The organism is Blautia faecis (genome assembly GCF_027662325.1).
Lineage (GTDB): Bacteria > Bacillota > Clostridia > Lachnospirales > Lachnospiraceae > Blautia_A > Blautia_A faecis.
Genome location: NZ_JAQDKY010000001.1, coordinates 236,712 through 252,188 on the forward strand (window position 1 = coordinate 236,712; position 15,477 = coordinate 252,188).

A 15,477-nucleotide genomic window follows, 5' to 3' on the forward strand; every position below is an offset into this window, starting at 1 on the left:
TTAAATTTGTTTCTTATTTGATTTTTATTTCAGAGCTTCCACAGCCTTCTTCGCAATACCCTCGGCATTTAATCCATAGTAATCAAATACTTCCTGGGAGTTACCTGTGATAACCGGAGCATCCGGAAGAGCCATGTTCAGCACTTTCCTCGGGCAGTTAGCACCAACAACCTGTGCAACCATAGAACCCAGTCCACCAAATGGAGCGTGCTCTTCTACCGTGATCACTGCCTTTGCATTCTGAGCAGCTTTGATAACACCTTCTGCGTCAAGCGGTTTCACGCAGTACATATCCAGTACAGTTGCGGAAATTCCCTGCTCCTCCAATAACTTGGCTGCTGCAAATGCCGGACGAACCATCTCGCCGCAGGCAATGATTGCCACATCTGTTCCCTCTTTCAGAACAGTTGCCTTGTCCATTTCAAATGGGCAGTTATCTTCTGTATAAATATCCTCAACCGGATTTCTTCCAACACGGATATAAGATGGTTTCTCATCCTTCAACAGTGCCTCGATCAGATGCTTTGTCTGATGACGGTCACTTGGAAGGTAAACTCTCATATTCGGGATTGCGGACATAGCTGCGATATCCTGTGCAGAATGATGGCTCATTCCAAGTGCGCCGTAACTGATGCCACCGCTGATACCGATAAGAGTAACATTTGTATTGGAGTATGCCACATCAACCTTGGCCTGCTCGTAGCTTCTTGTGGATAAGAAGCAGGCTGGTGAGCATGCAAATGGTTTCTTTCCACATTTTGCAAGACCTGCGGAAATACTTACCAGATTCTGCTCTGCAATACCGGTCTCAATAAACTGATCCGGGAAATTATCTGCAAATGGTGTCATGGAAGCGGATCCTCTGGAATCGCTGCAAAGCACCATAATATCTTTATCCTCTTTTGCCTTGTCCATCAAAACTTCACAGATGGCCTGTCTGTTTGGAATCTTATTCATGAAGAGCGGCCTCCTTTCTTGCTGCAAAATCCGCGATGATCTGATCATATTCTTCCTGTGTCGGAACCTTGTGATGCCAGTTTGCCTTGTTCTCCATTACGGAAGAGCCGCAGCCTTTTACAGTGTTGGCAATTACAGCGGTTGGTTTGCCTTTTACAGTTTTTGCTTCTTCAAAAGCAGCATTTAACTGGTCAATATCGTTTCCGTCTTTTACATCGATCACATGCCATCCGAAAGAACGGATACGCGCATGAAGATCATCATGTCCCATAACATCCTCTGTGTTTCCGGAAATCTGAAGACGGTTACGGTCGATTACTGCGCAAAGGTTGTCCAGCTTGTACTGATGTCCTGCCATGAAGCCCTCCCATACGGAACCCTCTGCCAGCTCACCGTCACCCATTACGGTGTAAACACGGTAATCTCTGTTATCTTTTTTGCCTGCAAGAGCCATACCTACACATACCGGAAGTCCATGTCCCAGAGAACCGGAGTTCATCTCGATTCCAGGAAGCTTATTGTTCGGGTGTCCGATATATTTGGAACCAAATTTTGAAAAATGTGCTTTAATATCTTCCAGATCCAGAAAGCCCTTTGCTGCAAGTACGGCGTAGTAAGCCTCTACAGAGTGGCCTTTGCTGAGTACGAAACGGTCGCGATCCGGGTCATCCATGTTTTCCGGGGAAATATTCATCTGGCAGAAATACAGGCTCATCAGAGTATCAATCACACTCATGTCACCGCCAATATGACCGCCCTTTCCGGCAACGATAATGTCTACAGTATCTTTTCTTAAGTCAAAAGATTTTGCCTTTAAATTTTCCATTCTCATTCACCTCTTAAATATGCTTTCACATCTTCTTCAATAGGATCATATAAATCAGGAGTGATTCCCATGTATTTGCATGCCTCGTAAAGTACCGGAACTACGTCTTTATGGATACCTACGCAGTGATGGATGTATGGTCCTTCTACAATCTTGGCTTCCAGACGTTTGATGTTCTCAACCTCAACCCAGAGATAAGTTCCCATACCTTTCGGTCCGTCAACGCCTTTTGCTTTTCCAAGGAGCATGGAGTATTCTCCGTTATCACCGTCGAAACGTGCCAGTGTCACTTCACCATGCTTTGCTTCTGCTGTAATGCTTCCCGGATGGCTGAATGCCAGCGGATAAGTAAGCTTCGGTGTCTCTCTTGCAACAGAGATCGGCCATGGTCCGCAGTGCTGAAGGAGCTCGCCGTTCTCAATGTCAGGATGGCGGATGGTCCAGTCTGCGAAGAAGCTTCTTGTATCATCAAGTGCTGCTGCCTCAACAAGAAGAGCGGTAATTGCACCGTGAATATCTGTCTCACATACAACCGGAATTCCCTCTTCATTGAGAAGTGCGTTTGCTGCACACGGCATAATTCCGATCTCGCTCTGCAGCTGGTTCCAGCACTGGATTGCAGCTGCCTGACAGCCGTATTTCTTAATAAGATTTCCCATAGCAACCTTCAGAGCTGCTACATTCTCAAGCTCGTTGTCTTTTACACAGATTTCCATGTTCTGGCGGCAGTATTCTACAACCTTTGCAACCTCTGTTCCTTCTGCTTTTGCTTTCTTCATCTCATCTGTCAGCTCTGGCATTGGGATTGGGGTCAGCTGGATGTTGAATTTCTCAAGAAGTTCACCCTCGTTGCACATGGTGGACCAGAACTCATATGGTCTTGTGGAAATCTGAAGAATTCTCATGTTGCGGAAGGTTTTTACTACATTACAGACAGCCATGAAATCACGAAGGCCACGCTCGAATACCGGATCATTCAGTCTGCAGTTTGTCATATATGTAAATGGAACGCGAAATCTTCTGAGGACTTTACCTGTTGCAAAAAGTCCGCACTGTGTATCACGAAGACGAACACCGTTCTCGTCTGGTCTCTCATCAAGAGGTCCCCACAGAAGAACCGGTACATTTAACTCTTTTGCAAGTCTTGCGCATTCAAACTCAGTTCCGAAGTTGCAGTGTGGAAGGAAAAGTCCGTCGATTTTCTCTTTTTTGAATTTCTCTGCAATCTTGATGCGGCCTGCCTCGTCATAAAGAAGCCCCTCGTCATTTACGTCTGTGATGTCTACAAAATCGATTCCTAATTCTTTTAATCTGTCTGCAGTAAGTCCACGATACTTAACTGCATCCGGTGCACTGAAAATACTTCGTCTGGTTGGCGCGTAGCCGATTTTGATCTTTGCCATTCTGGTATTCCTCCTTGTTTATATTTATTATTTTCCTTTGGTTTTTCTTAGCTGTAAAATCTCTTTCTTTATTACTTACCCAGATATTCTGTTTGCTTTTCTTTATAGCTCTAGTATAGGTCTCCTTCAGCTTTATTCCAATAAAAAATAAAGTATTTTTGACTTTATTTCAGCTTTATTTTTCACAAATATATTGTTTATTTTTCAATTAAGAAGTACAATATATACAACAGAAAAAATTTCTGCCAAAGAAATATGAACAGTTTCCACAGGAAACCAACTTTCTGCCCTAAACAGCAGATACTTTACTAAATACCACTCCGGGAGGTGCCGCAAATGTCCATTACTGCTAAAGAACTGGCCAGAAAACTGAATCTTTCACAGACTGCCGTCTCCATGGCGCTGAATAATAAGCCCGGAGTCAGCACTGAAACCCGCCGGCTGGTGGTAGAAGCTGCGGAAAAATACGGCTACGACTTTACCAAACTTTCTCTAAAGAAAAATAAAGCCGGAAGCATTTACGCGGTAAGCTATCGTTCCCATAATGCCATCATGTCCTATTCTCCTATTTTTGATGCTATGGTGGAGGGTATGGAATCCGTAGTGCAAAAAGATAATTATAAACTGAAAGTAATCACATTTTATGAAAAGCGGGATAATCTGGAGCATTATCTGGGGGATTTAAGAACTACTGACTGCGTTGGAATTATTTTGTTTGGTACTGAAATGCGGGAAGAAATGGTCCGGCCTTTCCTGAAGCTTCCTTTTCCGGTGGTGATCCTAGACGCCTATTTTGAAAACCTTAACTGTAATTATGTTGTTCCCAATAACCGTCAGGGAGCTTATCTGGCTACCGATTATCTGATCAGCCGGAGAATGAAGCAGCCTGGATACCTGCAGTCTGCTTATCCTCTCCGCAACTTTTCAGAGCGCCTGGAGGGATTTTATCATGCTGTCCATGATAACGGAATGTCCCGTTCCCGCTGTATTATCCACCAGCTTTCTCCAACCATTGATGGAGCAATGGCAGATATGCTTGCAATTATTGACAGGGGAGATACTCTGGCAGACTGTTATTTTGCGGACAATGACCTGATTGCAATCGGAACTATCAAGGCCTTGCGGCTCAGAGGCTACAAGGTGCCGGAGCAGGTGGCAATTGTAGGCTTCGACAATATCTCTGAGGGACGCATTATCGACCCCTCCCTTACCAGTATCAGCATCCCCCGTCATTATATGGGACAGGTTGCCGCCAGAGAGCTTCTCTCTCAAATAAACGAACCCCGGCAGCATACCTGTAAAATTGAAGTTTCGGCAAATCTGGTAAAACGATTTTCAGTTTGACGCAAAAAAAGGTATCGCAACCTTTCACTTCCGGTTGTGATACCTTTTTAATTACTTATTGCAAAGACGTTTAATTCCAAAACCCCTGTCTTTTTACAGTATTTATGATATATTTATTTGTTTCAATTTTTTCGAAAATATCGTCTTTTATTGTGAAATTATCACAAAATTTACTTTTCAATTATAACATCCGTGCATTTTTTCATCTGAAAAAACCGGATTTTCTGCGCTCTTTTCACCCAAAACAAATCACGATGCATACAGATCATGCAGCCTTATATTTTACCCAATTACACTGGTAAAATCTTTACGTTTATGGTATACTTATTTCATTATCTGCAGATAGCAATGTCAGAAATATAGTAACCTGACATTTTCTACCTTACACTAATAACCGGAGGGATATTTATATGGATGAAAAAATCATGAAATTTTTAAGGAAAAACAATATCCATATCAGTAATATCAAATATCTGCTCAGGCAGGAGAATAAGACCTGTATTTATATGACCGATGGACGAGTTGTGAAAACTTTTATCACAGTCAAAGATTTATATGAAATTCTTATACCTTATGATTATATTTCCATAAATAAGGGCACCGTGGTTTCCAGAGGACAGATTGATCATATTGAGAACTGCACCTATCATATGAAGGATGGCGTACGTCTGGAAGGACGTAAGCGTGGCGCGGCCACTCACAAATTTCTGAACAAATCTTTGCATCAGGATCCTGCCAAGACTTTATCTCCAAATATTCGTACGCGTTTTTCTGTATTAGATGATATGCCCATTGCTTTTTGTGTAATCGAACTGATTTTTAATAAAAACGGAACTGGAATTGACTTCGTTTTCCGCTATTGCAATAAAGAAATGCTTCTTCTGGAAGGCATGGATACTCTGGAAATACTTGACCAGTCTTTTTATCAGGCATTTCCCAACGGAGATAAGAAGCTCCTTGCCGCATATACAGATGTTGCCTTGAATGGCGGAAGCTGTCGTCTCAAGACTTACAGTGCCAGGATTCATCGTGAACTTATTATCAAATGTTTCCAGCCATTGGAAAACTTCTGCGCATGTATATTGATTCCTGCCTATGAAATAGAGAAATAAACATTTTCCAGATTTCCATATATACATGATATGAGAGTCAAAAGGTCTTTTGCCACTCATATCCTTATATTTATTGATAAAATATTGGGAGGGAAGCGACTATGCAAAATTCATTTCCTGACGAAAGATATTCTGTGGCGGATGAAGCCATCCTGGGTGCTTTTTTTAAACTTCTAAAGAAAAAAACTCCTGATCAGATCACAGTATCCGATATCACTAAGACAGCCGGTATCGCGAGAAGCACTTTTTATAATCATTATCAAGACATTCCCTCTCTTGTATCCGCTGTTGAGGAAAAGACGATCCAGGATGTTTTTTCTATAATGGAAAAATTTCATCCTGAAAATGACCGGGATATCTGTCAGTCCTATTTTCTGACACTTTGCCACTATACAATGGAAAATCCTTTCCTTTCCAGTCTTCTGAGCACCCCCCATGGGAATGATCTCTTTGAAAAAATGCTGACTATGCTTCATCACTATGTCACCGCTACTACCTCCAGTGCCAGACCCGGCAGACACACAAAAGAGGAAATATCTTATGTGATCACCTGTGCGATCGGCAGCACAATCGGTGTTCTTCACAAATGGACCCGGGATCATTTCGATCTTGCACCAGAAGTCATTGCAGAGATTCTGACTCAGGTTTTCCTGACTGGCATGCTGCCTCTTTTATCCTAACGTGTTTGAAAAAGCATTCCCGCAAAATGAGGCGTGCAGATTGCGGGAACACTCTTTCAAACAAGCATAAGAAAAACCCGTCTAAGCAATTCACTCAGACGGATTTTTTTATGCCTGTGGCTCATCAATCAGGACATCCTGTCTCCTGATTTTCTTTGTTGTACTACGTATAAACGGATTTTTCCGGATCACCAGGCCTGTAATACGACGATAGGTCGGCTGACTTTTATTGTATACATCCAGAAATGCCTGAAGCTGTAAACGAATCATCTCAGTATCCAGTGCTTTTGCCTCCACAACTGCCTGTTCCGGATAGATACGTGCTGTCAGACCATTCTCTTCACCTGTTACAATCACTTCCGCAACAAGTGGATTCAGCGCAAGCTTATTCTCGATTTCTTCCGGTGATACATTTTCCCCATTGGAGAGAATGATCAGATTTTTCACACGACCGTTAATAAAAAGGTATCCATCTTCATCCATATACCCCTTGTCTCCAGTATGCAGCCAGCCATCCTTCAGCGTTTCTGCTGTTTCATCCGGCATCTGATAGTACCCTTTCATAACACTTGTACCCTTTACCAGAATCTCCCCGTTTTCAAACTTTATCTCCACATTCTCAAGTGGTTTTCCGATAGAACCCGGTTTATGATTTTCCGGTGTATTATTACTGATAACCGGAGAACATTCCGACATGCCATATCCTTCCAGTATCTGAACGCCATATTCTGCAAAACGGTCAATATAGTACGGATCCAGATGTGCCCCGCCGGTAAAAATCGTCTGCAGTTTTCCGCCGAATACTTTTTCTGCAAGAACCGCCTTCGGGATTTCCGGATCAGCAGCCGCCAGTCTCTTATAAATTGTCTCAATCATCATCGGAACCATGAGCATGATATCTGGTTTAAAAATGCTCATATTTCTGACCATATGAAGCAGGGAGTCATTGATACAGATAGTTGCCCCCTGAGAAAATCCCTTCAGCCAGTCCATGATAAGGCAGAATGCATGATGGATTGGAAGTACACTGAGCATGGCAGTTCCAGGCTCTGCTGAAATCTTAACTGCCTCAACGTTGGATGCCAGATTATTCTGTGTCAGCATAACCCCTTTGCTCTTGCCTGTGGTTCCGGAAGTAAAGATAATAGTCGCAATAGCTTCTGCATCCGGACAGGAAGCATCTTCTGCTGCACTCTTTCCCATATCTCTCAGCTCATTGATACTGTACACTCCTGAAGGCAGATCCTCCACCTCTTTCTGGAGCATCCACACCTTCTGAAGCTTCGGACAGTTTGCAAGAAATGCTTCCAGATATGGTCTGTGTTTCGGACTTAAGAAGAGTGCTTCGGAATCGGAGCGATTTATCAGGTCGATCAGTTCTTCACACGGGAGTGCAGCATCCAGCGGCACCGCTGTAGCGCATCCTGTAATAATTCCCAGATAGCTTTCGATCCATTCTACAGAACTGGTTCCGATTAATGCAATATGTTTTCCCTCAAACCCTTCTGCAAGAAGTCCTTTTCTGGTAGAAATCACGTTTTTCATTATTTCGCTGTAACTTTTCTCCAGAACTTCTTTTCGGTTAAGCCATTTTACTGCTTTGACTTCGCCAAATTTCTGTACACTTTCTTCTAATATATTCCTGATCAGCATATTTTTCCTCCTTCACTGTTCAGTGAACTGACACTCTGTTAAGTCTTACTGTTCACTCCGGGAACAGTAACATTAAGTCCTACTGAAGCTCCTCAAGAAGCTTGAGTGCCTCCTCAAGAGTTGTAATTTTTGTCACTTCGTTTTCATCCAGTTCAATATCAAAGGTATCCTCAAGCTCACCCAGGAAAGACATAAAATCCAGGGACGTAAATCCCAGATCCTCGCGAAATCTCATCTCACCTGTCATCTCCTCCGGTTTCACTTTACTGTACTGCGCCACAATATTTTTAAATTCCATTTCCTGACTCATTCCATTTCCTCCTGATTTTTGATTTCTATAAAAACAATGCCGACAAGTTCTCTTTAACCACTCTTAACCTTTCAGGCTTTGTGGGACCTGTTACTCTTTATACCTGTTCCATAATCTCTCCAATGCTCATATCCGGCTCTGCAATTCCTTTAAAAAGAATACGCATCATATAATAATACAACAATTCCATGTCATGCTCCTCCAGATGCGCAGTCTGATAATGATAGGAAAAGTTCATTCCCCCATCCTCGGTATGAGATACGGTCAGATACATTTTCTTGGTTGCAGCGCCGTTTGCAAACCATTTGGCATGCTGGCGGATAGTTCCAAGCATTTCATTCTCCACCCTCACCGGCATTGGCTGATAGGTCAGATAGCAGCTTTCATAGCTGGTATGCTCCGGTATATGATATCTTTTTCTCATCTCATCCACAATAAATGCCGGGTCATAATTGCTGTGCATATAAATTCGATTCTGCATATTCTGGATTTCATAAGCTGCCGAAAGAAAATCTGTCTCTGGTGAGATCACTGTTCTGCATGGAAACATAATGGTTCGGCTTCCTCCGGAAGTCCATTCGTCATGGGTAGAACGTCTGGATATAAAATTCTGAATTGTAATATCTTCCTGTCCATTATTTACTTTTGACAAATAAGTACGGATACCAAGCAGAAGCAAATTTGTCATAGAGAGCTGATGATTCATACAGAAATCCATCAGGTTCTGTGTCGCATACGGTTCCAGATGATAATCCTTTACTGCAACAAACAGCTCGTTCATCTCAATGTCAGAAGCACGAAGCTTCGGATTTCCATGGCGCTTTCTTGCTTCCTCCAATACGGATGGTCCCTGAATATCAGAATATAACGGCTCACCCAGTGCATCCAGCTGGTCATCCCAGAATTTTTTATCTTTTGCAAAACGCTTTTCATTGCCCGCCTTTGCCAGGTCTTTTTTCAGAACCGTTTCAAAATCTGCCAGTTCCTGAGGACAGGCTGTTCCATATCTGTAATGCGTATATAATTGGAACAAATCTTCGATCATAACTACAAGTCCACAGGAATCGATCAGTCTGTGATCCATATGTAAAAAGAAACCATTGTATCCTTCTGGAAGCTTCAGCATGGTAAATTCACACATCGGAATATTATTTCCGTCAAATGTTTCATATGCCCACTGCTGCATCAGCTCATCTGCCTTTGCCAGACTTTCCATTCCTGACAGATCCTTCAGCTCAATATCACGTGGGTCCTGTTTTTCAATATACTGTTTTACATTTCCATCTTTATCCGGCTTTGTAAAACGGACTCTGGTACAACCGGAACGCTCTGTTTCCATCTGAATACATTTTTTTAATAATCCAAAATCCAGTTCTGCCTGTACAGAAGCCACAACGCTTACACCCGATACCTGCTGTGTACCATAATCCAGAATCCAGTTGTGATGCATTTTCTGAGCTGCCGTCAAAGGATAATAATTTCTCATATAATAGATAACCTCCATTGTCCCGGGTTTCCTCTTTATCCGGGACAGAAAACATTGTATGTATGCTTCAGGTGAAAAAATATCATACCTTCTCAGGAAATTCCAGTACCCAGAAGACTTAATGAACACTTTATAAAAAATTGACCGAGACTTATCATACATTTAACATAACAATTCAAAGGTGTATTTCCTGCTATGTACTATGTCTGATAAATCCCGGTCAGGATTTTTTCCGTTTAATCGTATTTTTCAAAAAATTCCATCATCTTATGCTGATACAGTTCCGGATCTGCATAGGCACTGCACAGATGCCGAGCGCCCGGTATGATCACCAGTTCTTTCTCTGCCCTGCAGAACATATAATTCTGAAAAGAGTTATTGGGATACACATAGGTGTCCTTCTCTCCATGGAAAAAGAGAACCGGTCTTTTATTTTTTTTCATGGCTTCTGTAGTGTCTGCATCTTTCATATGAAATCCAGCCAGAAGAGAACAGAACCAGTCCAGTTCCATCAGAAGCAACGGAATATGATGCAGGTGAAACCAGTTAGCTGCCATATCACGCATCTGCCTTTCCATAGACTGAAAACCACAGTCCGCAATCAGGCCCTTTACTTCCGGTGGAAGAGTATGTCCTGATGCCATCAGCACAGATGCTGCACCCATGGACTGTCCGTACAGGTAAATGGGAAGCTTCTCTTTGTTTCGTTCAGCCATATATACTGCCCATTGCTGCACATCCCATTGTTCCTTTGCTCCAAAAGTAATATATTTTCCCTCGCTGTCACCGCAGCAGCGATGCTCGATAAACAGGACATCACACTGATGCTCATGCAGATATTTCGCCATAAACGACAACGTGCCAAACCGGCTGCCACGATATCCATGACTTAATATGACGATCCGTTTCGCAGCTTCTGCAGGCAGATATAATGCATGCAGTTTTAATCCGTCAATACTTTTGATATAACAGTCCTGCATGTTCTGTTCAAAGCACCATTCCTTACTCTCATTATATTCTCTGGCATAACCGTTCTGTGGATGATTTTCCCTGATATGAGACAGTTCAAACCATTTCCTTCTTTCCTTTTTCTGCTCTCCCCTTTTGCAGCAGACCACCATGTTAAAAAAGCGCCATCCCATCTCCAGTGATCCCAGAAAAACAGCCGCCAGTATTGCGAACAGCTTAATAATTTTTTTCTTCGTCATGATTTCCTCCGCAGTTCACATTTTGAATAAGAATCCTGCCCGTAAAACTTCAGTTATATCAGACAGCTTTAAGGTCTTTCACCATAGACTCAGGTGACAGATAAGGTATCCACCTTTCAAGCTGATAGCTCTCCGATGAAGATACTATTTTACCGGACCATCCCACGAAGCAAATTGATCTGTATATGTATCCAGATCTGCCACACTTACCGTCAGTTTTCCGTCTGTATTCTTATAATCTATATACATAGGATTGCACCCGCCTGTAGTTTCACCTACACTGTCTGTCGTGAATACATTTCCACAATTCTGGCATACCAGTCTTCCGTTCTGTTCCTTAAAATACGCCCTTGGCGATGGATTGCATACCTGACATGTATTAAGTGATAAGCGCGGAGTTCCATCCGAGCCTTTTACAGCAATAAGCTGGATATTGGTTCCATTGGAATCGTAATTGATATACATTGGATTCGAAGTCAATGTATCTGCATTAATTGAAATTTCACCATTCTCTACGGCAGGAGTTTCATATACCACTATTTCCTCTTTCTCCGCATCTGATTCCGTATTTTCAGCTTCTGACGTATCCAGACTTCCAAAACCAAGCATCAGAGGAACCGTTCCCAGACTGAACATCAGCATCGCAGCCGCACCTGAGACAGGATTTCCCGATCCAAGTGCTATAATCTGCATGGACTGCATGGGGCCACACGGCATCAGCCCATTCAACAGTCCGACAAAAAACGGTCTGTTCTCTCTTCTTCTTTTCTTGTTTATTTTATCAGTCAGCCTTTGTGGAAATCTGATTTGGAACTTTCTTAATAATGTAATCCAGCTCAACATGTTTATTCCCATGATCACCATGAACAAACCCGCTATTATTTTCAATATCCCCTGCAGAAGCAGTGGAATTCCCATTCCGCCGCCTCCTGTTAACAGCATTCCCATTCCGCCCAGCAAAAAACCGATTACCGAATATGAAATCACACGTCCCGTATTATATAACAAGGATGGAAAGATTATCTTATTTTTCGGAGTTTTCCCATTGTCATCGTCTGCCACAGGAATGCACTGCGACAGATTAATCCCTCCACACATCGCTATACAATGAACAGATGTAAGAAGCCCTACTTCTTGAATTTATATCTTCCTTTTCCGTGACCGGATACCGGTTCAATAATGTCTGCCTTTACCAAATTGGAAAGAAGTTTTGAAGCACCTGAACCTTTTAGCTCAAGAAGCTCCATAACTGCACTTCTTCCAAACACCTCATCAAAACCAAATCTTTCAAAAAGTCTATGAATATGAATCGTCGTTTTTACTGAGAAATCACTACCTTTTCCGGAAAGCACACTTTCAATATCCACTTTTTTGTCTTGAACGTCCACTTTTTCATTCTCAATATCCACTTTCGAATCCCCAATGTCCACTTTTTCTTCGTTCAAAAGTCCACTTATATGAAGATTTCTATTATGAAGCTCATTTTTCTCGTTCAAAAGAAGATTTCTGAGAAATACTTCCAGATACTCTGTTGTTTCGTGAATACCTTTTTGCAGGTTCGTATAATTTGCACGGACAAGTGCATTTCTAAAATACCACGCATTTTCCGCAAAAATATCATTGGTTGCAGAAAAGCCCAGTGTCCTTAAATATTTGATAAAGAACACTGCCGTTGTTCTCGTATTGCCTTCTCCGAAGATATGGATTTGCCATAACCTTGAAACAAACACCGCAAGATGATGGATAATCTTGTCCATTGAAAGTCCTTTATAACTAAAATCTTTCTCCTGCGAAAAATCATATTCCAGTGTGGCTCTCAGTTCTGAAGCACTACCGTACATTACAGTTGCTCCATCAAGCACCCATTCTTTCTTTGTGATGTTGTAATCTCGAATCTTTCCGGCGTGTTTATAAATACCCCGAAAGAGTTTGCGGTGGATAGAGATATACTCATTTGGAGAAAATGAGAACGCTGTTTCAGAAAGAATTTCAGCAATACGGGACGAAACCTTATCAGCTTCTTCGGTACGCTCATCATCGGACAAATGCACAGGTCTTTCCTCATAGTAACTATCAATAAGGCTCTGTGCTTCTTTCATTGTGATTTTGCCTTCAATATTCTGAATGGCAGTATCAATCAAATATTTAGATGGTTTGAGTCCGTCCACTGCCTGAAGTCCGATTGCCGTACTCCAAGCATATCCCTTATGAGCTTTATCCGGTTCAGACTCCCTCAAATATTCCTTAAACGGGTCTTTTTCCATATCCACTACCTCGCTTCATAGTCTTATAATTCAATCTAATTTGTGCAGACTGTCTGCGCAAATTCAAATCTGCACTATTCGCTTTTCTGCATATCCTCATCAGCTTTTGCAATCATCTGTCTGTACTGTTCTCTCACACTTTCCGGTGCAAGTATCTGTACCTTGCCATTCCCCCCCAAGGGATACTGTTTCATTCTTATTTGATATTATACTATGAATAATCTATTTTTTTCAAGATATGAGGATTCGTTCGCAACTTCTACTCGTCAAGGTGTTACTGTTCACTCCGTTCACAATAACGCGCTTCGCGATGCACAGAAATCATGCATTCGCATGATTTCGCGCCGTAATTCTCGGGTTTTCTGTGAACTTTGTTCACAAAAAACGCCTCGCGGAACGTTACCAGTGAACAGTAACGTCAAGGTGTCACTTTTTGATAACACCTGATACTACATTTTCGAGGATAAGAAAAAGAGAGGCCGAAGCACCTCAATTATACATTCTATTATTAACATTCAATGCAATCATCGCTATAATCTTTTCAATCGGCGGCTCTTTTCCGTCCGGTGCAACTGCTTTCCCAAAAGCCACCGCTTCCGGTTCAGCACTTTTCATTGCTTTCCGAACAGCAAACTGCATTTCCGTTCATAAAAAAGTGTCTTCGACACTTCAACTCCCCTGCCCCTCAATCTTGAGGGGATAGGGGTTTCTTTTTTTCAACTTTTCATTCATAATAGGCTTATGAATATCTTACAAAGAATCTTTACTGACTACTATGAAGAAATTAAATATACACTTCATCCCAGATCTACTGAGATGGAAAATATCGATAAGATGATCAACTGTGGTGATCCATCTTTTGGCGGTGCCCTGTACGGTTGTCCCCATTGCGGCAAGCTTAAATTTGTCCCCTTCCGATGTCACAGCCGTTTCTGCCCTACCTGTGGAAACAAGTATTCTATGGCACGTACTACTTCTATGTCTTTTAAGCTTGTTAATGTCCAGCACCGCCACTGTGTTTTTACTATTGATGAAAATATTCGTGACTTTTTTCTTGAAGACCGTACTCTGCTCGACTGCCTCTTTCACTCTGTTACCAGTGTCGTCTCTCGTATGTTCTTCAAAATGAACAAGTCTAAAAATTATACACCTGGTTCTATTATGGTACTACATACTTTTGGCAGGGATTTAAAATGGAATCCCCACATCCACTGTCTTATATCGGAAGGTAGTTACAGTGATGATGGATTCTGGCGTCCGGTCCATCACTTCAATTATACTTATCTGCGTAATGCTTTCCGCACAGCACTGCTTGATGAAATGGGACGCAGACTCGGATCTTCTTTCAAAAAAGTAAAATCCCAGTGCTACACGAATCATAAAGAAGGCTTTTACGTTTATGCAAAACCAAACAAGTGTGACCCTGAAACGGTCATAAAATACATTGGACGTTATCTTGGGCGGCCAGTTATTGCCACATCCAGAATTGACAGCTATGATGAGGACTCGGAAACAGTCACATTTCATTACAACCGTCATGAAGATGACAAATATATTCAGGAAACAATCCCTGCATTAGATTTCATCAGGCGTTTGATCCGACACATACCGGAGAAACACTTTAAAATGATCCGGTATGGTGGCCTTTATGCACGTCACCGCGAAATAGATAAAAATCTGCACCTAGCAATTTCAAAAGCGAAACGGCATACTCTGCGCGACTTTAACAAATGGCGCACAGCTATCCTTTCTTCTTTTGGATATGATCCATTAAAGTGTCCAGACTGTAAACATGAAATGCTCTTTCTGGAACTTTACTTTAACCACAAGCGCGTCTCCCTCGAAGAAATGTACGAGAAAATAATGTCCAAAGCTCGTAGAAGATGGTCTTCTGCATAATTTTTATGGATTCTGTGATATAATCCTCTCAAAGGAGGAAAACACCATGAAACCAGATATCGAGGAACTGCGCAAAAAATACATCGAAAATCCACCAGAAGGAATGACTTCCAGGGACATTCGCCACATGAGCGAAGAAGAACTTCTGGATATGGATTATTTTCTAAATGATGACGAACTTGATGACGATTTTGGAGAGGAAGGCTTTTATATCTTCTAATCCAAGGATCGTCTTGTCGTCGTGCCCGCCTCCGTGCGGGCATTTTTCAATTCAAGAGAGCGCCTCAGGCGGTCTTTCCTATAAAGAAAAAAAGCACCTCTCAGATTAACTCTAA

The 15,477-nt window shown here is 42.1% G+C and carries 15 protein-coding genes; 5 read left to right on the top strand and 10 right to left on the bottom strand.

The genetic code is table 11. The features are described from left to right. Positions 1-24 precede the first annotated feature (24 nt). The 3 genes from PGQ38_RS00885 to PGQ38_RS00895 are packed head-to-tail and all read right to left on the bottom strand — an operon-like array spanning position 25 to position 3,186. Entirely contained in the window at positions 25-957 is a 933-nt protein-coding gene (locus tag PGQ38_RS00885; protein ID WP_270430551.1) for a transketolase family protein, read from the bottom strand. Continuing rightward, positions 950-1,783, bottom strand: a complete 834-nt coding sequence (locus PGQ38_RS00890; RefSeq protein WP_270430553.1) for a transketolase — start codon at positions 1,781-1,783, stop codon at positions 950-952. The genes PGQ38_RS00885 and PGQ38_RS00890 overlap by 8 nt, the downstream gene beginning before the upstream one ends. Positions 1,784-1,785: 2 nt before the next feature. Beyond that, entirely contained in the window at positions 1,786-3,186 is a 1,401-nt protein-coding gene (locus PGQ38_RS00895) for an L-fucose/L-arabinose isomerase family protein (protein ID WP_118577679.1), read from the bottom strand. Positions 3,187-3,522: 336 nt separating this feature from the next. Between PGQ38_RS00895 and PGQ38_RS00900 the strand changes: the two genes are divergently transcribed. The 3 genes from PGQ38_RS00900 (at position 3,523) to PGQ38_RS00910 (ending at position 6,322) form a co-directional block, all read left to right on the top strand. Continuing rightward, entirely contained in the window at positions 3,523-4,530 is a 1,008-nt protein-coding gene (locus PGQ38_RS00900; RefSeq protein ID WP_118577680.1) for a LacI family DNA-binding transcriptional regulator, read from the top strand. Positions 4,531-4,940: 410 nt separating this feature from the next. Further along, complete coding sequence (locus PGQ38_RS00905; protein WP_118577682.1) at positions 4,941-5,642, top strand: hypothetical protein; 702 nt, start codon at positions 4,941-4,943, stop codon at positions 5,640-5,642. A 101-nt stretch (positions 5,643-5,743) separates the two neighbouring features. After that, on the top strand, positions 5,744-6,322 hold the full coding sequence (locus PGQ38_RS00910; protein ID WP_118577683.1) for a TetR/AcrR family transcriptional regulator: 579 nt from the start codon (positions 5,744-5,746) through the stop codon (positions 6,320-6,322). Positions 6,323-6,430: 108 nt separating this feature from the next. Here PGQ38_RS00910 and PGQ38_RS00915 read toward each other — a convergent pair whose 3' ends face one another. The 7 genes from PGQ38_RS00915 to PGQ38_RS00950 form a co-directional block, all read right to left on the bottom strand. After that, complete coding sequence (locus PGQ38_RS00915) at positions 6,431-7,975, bottom strand: AMP-binding protein (RefSeq protein ID WP_118577684.1); 1,545 nt, start codon at positions 7,973-7,975, stop codon at positions 6,431-6,433. 79 nt (positions 7,976-8,054) lie between these two features. Continuing rightward, positions 8,055-8,285, bottom strand: a complete 231-nt coding sequence (locus tag PGQ38_RS00920; RefSeq protein ID WP_173770817.1) for an acyl carrier protein — start codon at positions 8,283-8,285, stop codon at positions 8,055-8,057. A gap of 97 nt (positions 8,286-8,382) precedes the next feature. Further along, positions 8,383-9,771: a condensation domain-containing protein gene (locus PGQ38_RS00925; RefSeq protein ID WP_118577803.1), complete on the bottom strand. Its 1,389-nt coding sequence runs from the start codon at positions 9,769-9,771 to the stop codon at positions 8,383-8,385. Between the two features lie 236 nt (positions 9,772-10,007). Further along, positions 10,008-10,979 carry an alpha/beta hydrolase gene (locus PGQ38_RS00930; protein ID WP_204454636.1) on the bottom strand — a complete coding sequence of 324 codons (972 nt, stop codon included), beginning with the start codon at positions 10,977-10,979 and terminating at the stop codon, positions 10,008-10,010. Positions 10,980-11,123: 144 nt separating this feature from the next. Then, entirely contained in the window at positions 11,124-12,077 is a 954-nt protein-coding gene (locus tag PGQ38_RS00935) for a Fe-S-containing protein (protein WP_204454638.1), read from the bottom strand. A gap of 29 nt (positions 12,078-12,106) precedes the next feature. Further along, the gene (locus PGQ38_RS00940; protein ID WP_204454640.1) at positions 12,107-13,243 is read right to left on the bottom strand and encodes a Fic family protein; all 1,137 of its coding nucleotides are present in this window, start codon (positions 13,241-13,243) and stop codon (positions 12,107-12,109) included. Between the two features lie 489 nt (positions 13,244-13,732). Then, positions 13,733-13,858 carry a hypothetical protein gene (locus PGQ38_RS00950; protein WP_270430555.1) on the bottom strand — a complete coding sequence of 42 codons (126 nt, stop codon included), beginning with the start codon at positions 13,856-13,858 and terminating at the stop codon, positions 13,733-13,735. 126 nt (positions 13,859-13,984) lie between these two features. Here PGQ38_RS00950 and PGQ38_RS00955 point away from each other — a divergent pair, with 126 nt between their 5' ends. Beyond that, on the top strand, positions 13,985-15,142 hold the full coding sequence (locus PGQ38_RS00955) for an IS91 family transposase (protein WP_204454642.1): 1,158 nt from the start codon (positions 13,985-13,987) through the stop codon (positions 15,140-15,142). Positions 15,143-15,188: 46 nt separating this feature from the next. Continuing rightward, entirely contained in the window at positions 15,189-15,362 is a 174-nt protein-coding gene (locus tag PGQ38_RS00960; protein WP_003864616.1) for a hypothetical protein, read from the top strand. Positions 15,363-15,477: the final 115 nt, after the last annotated feature.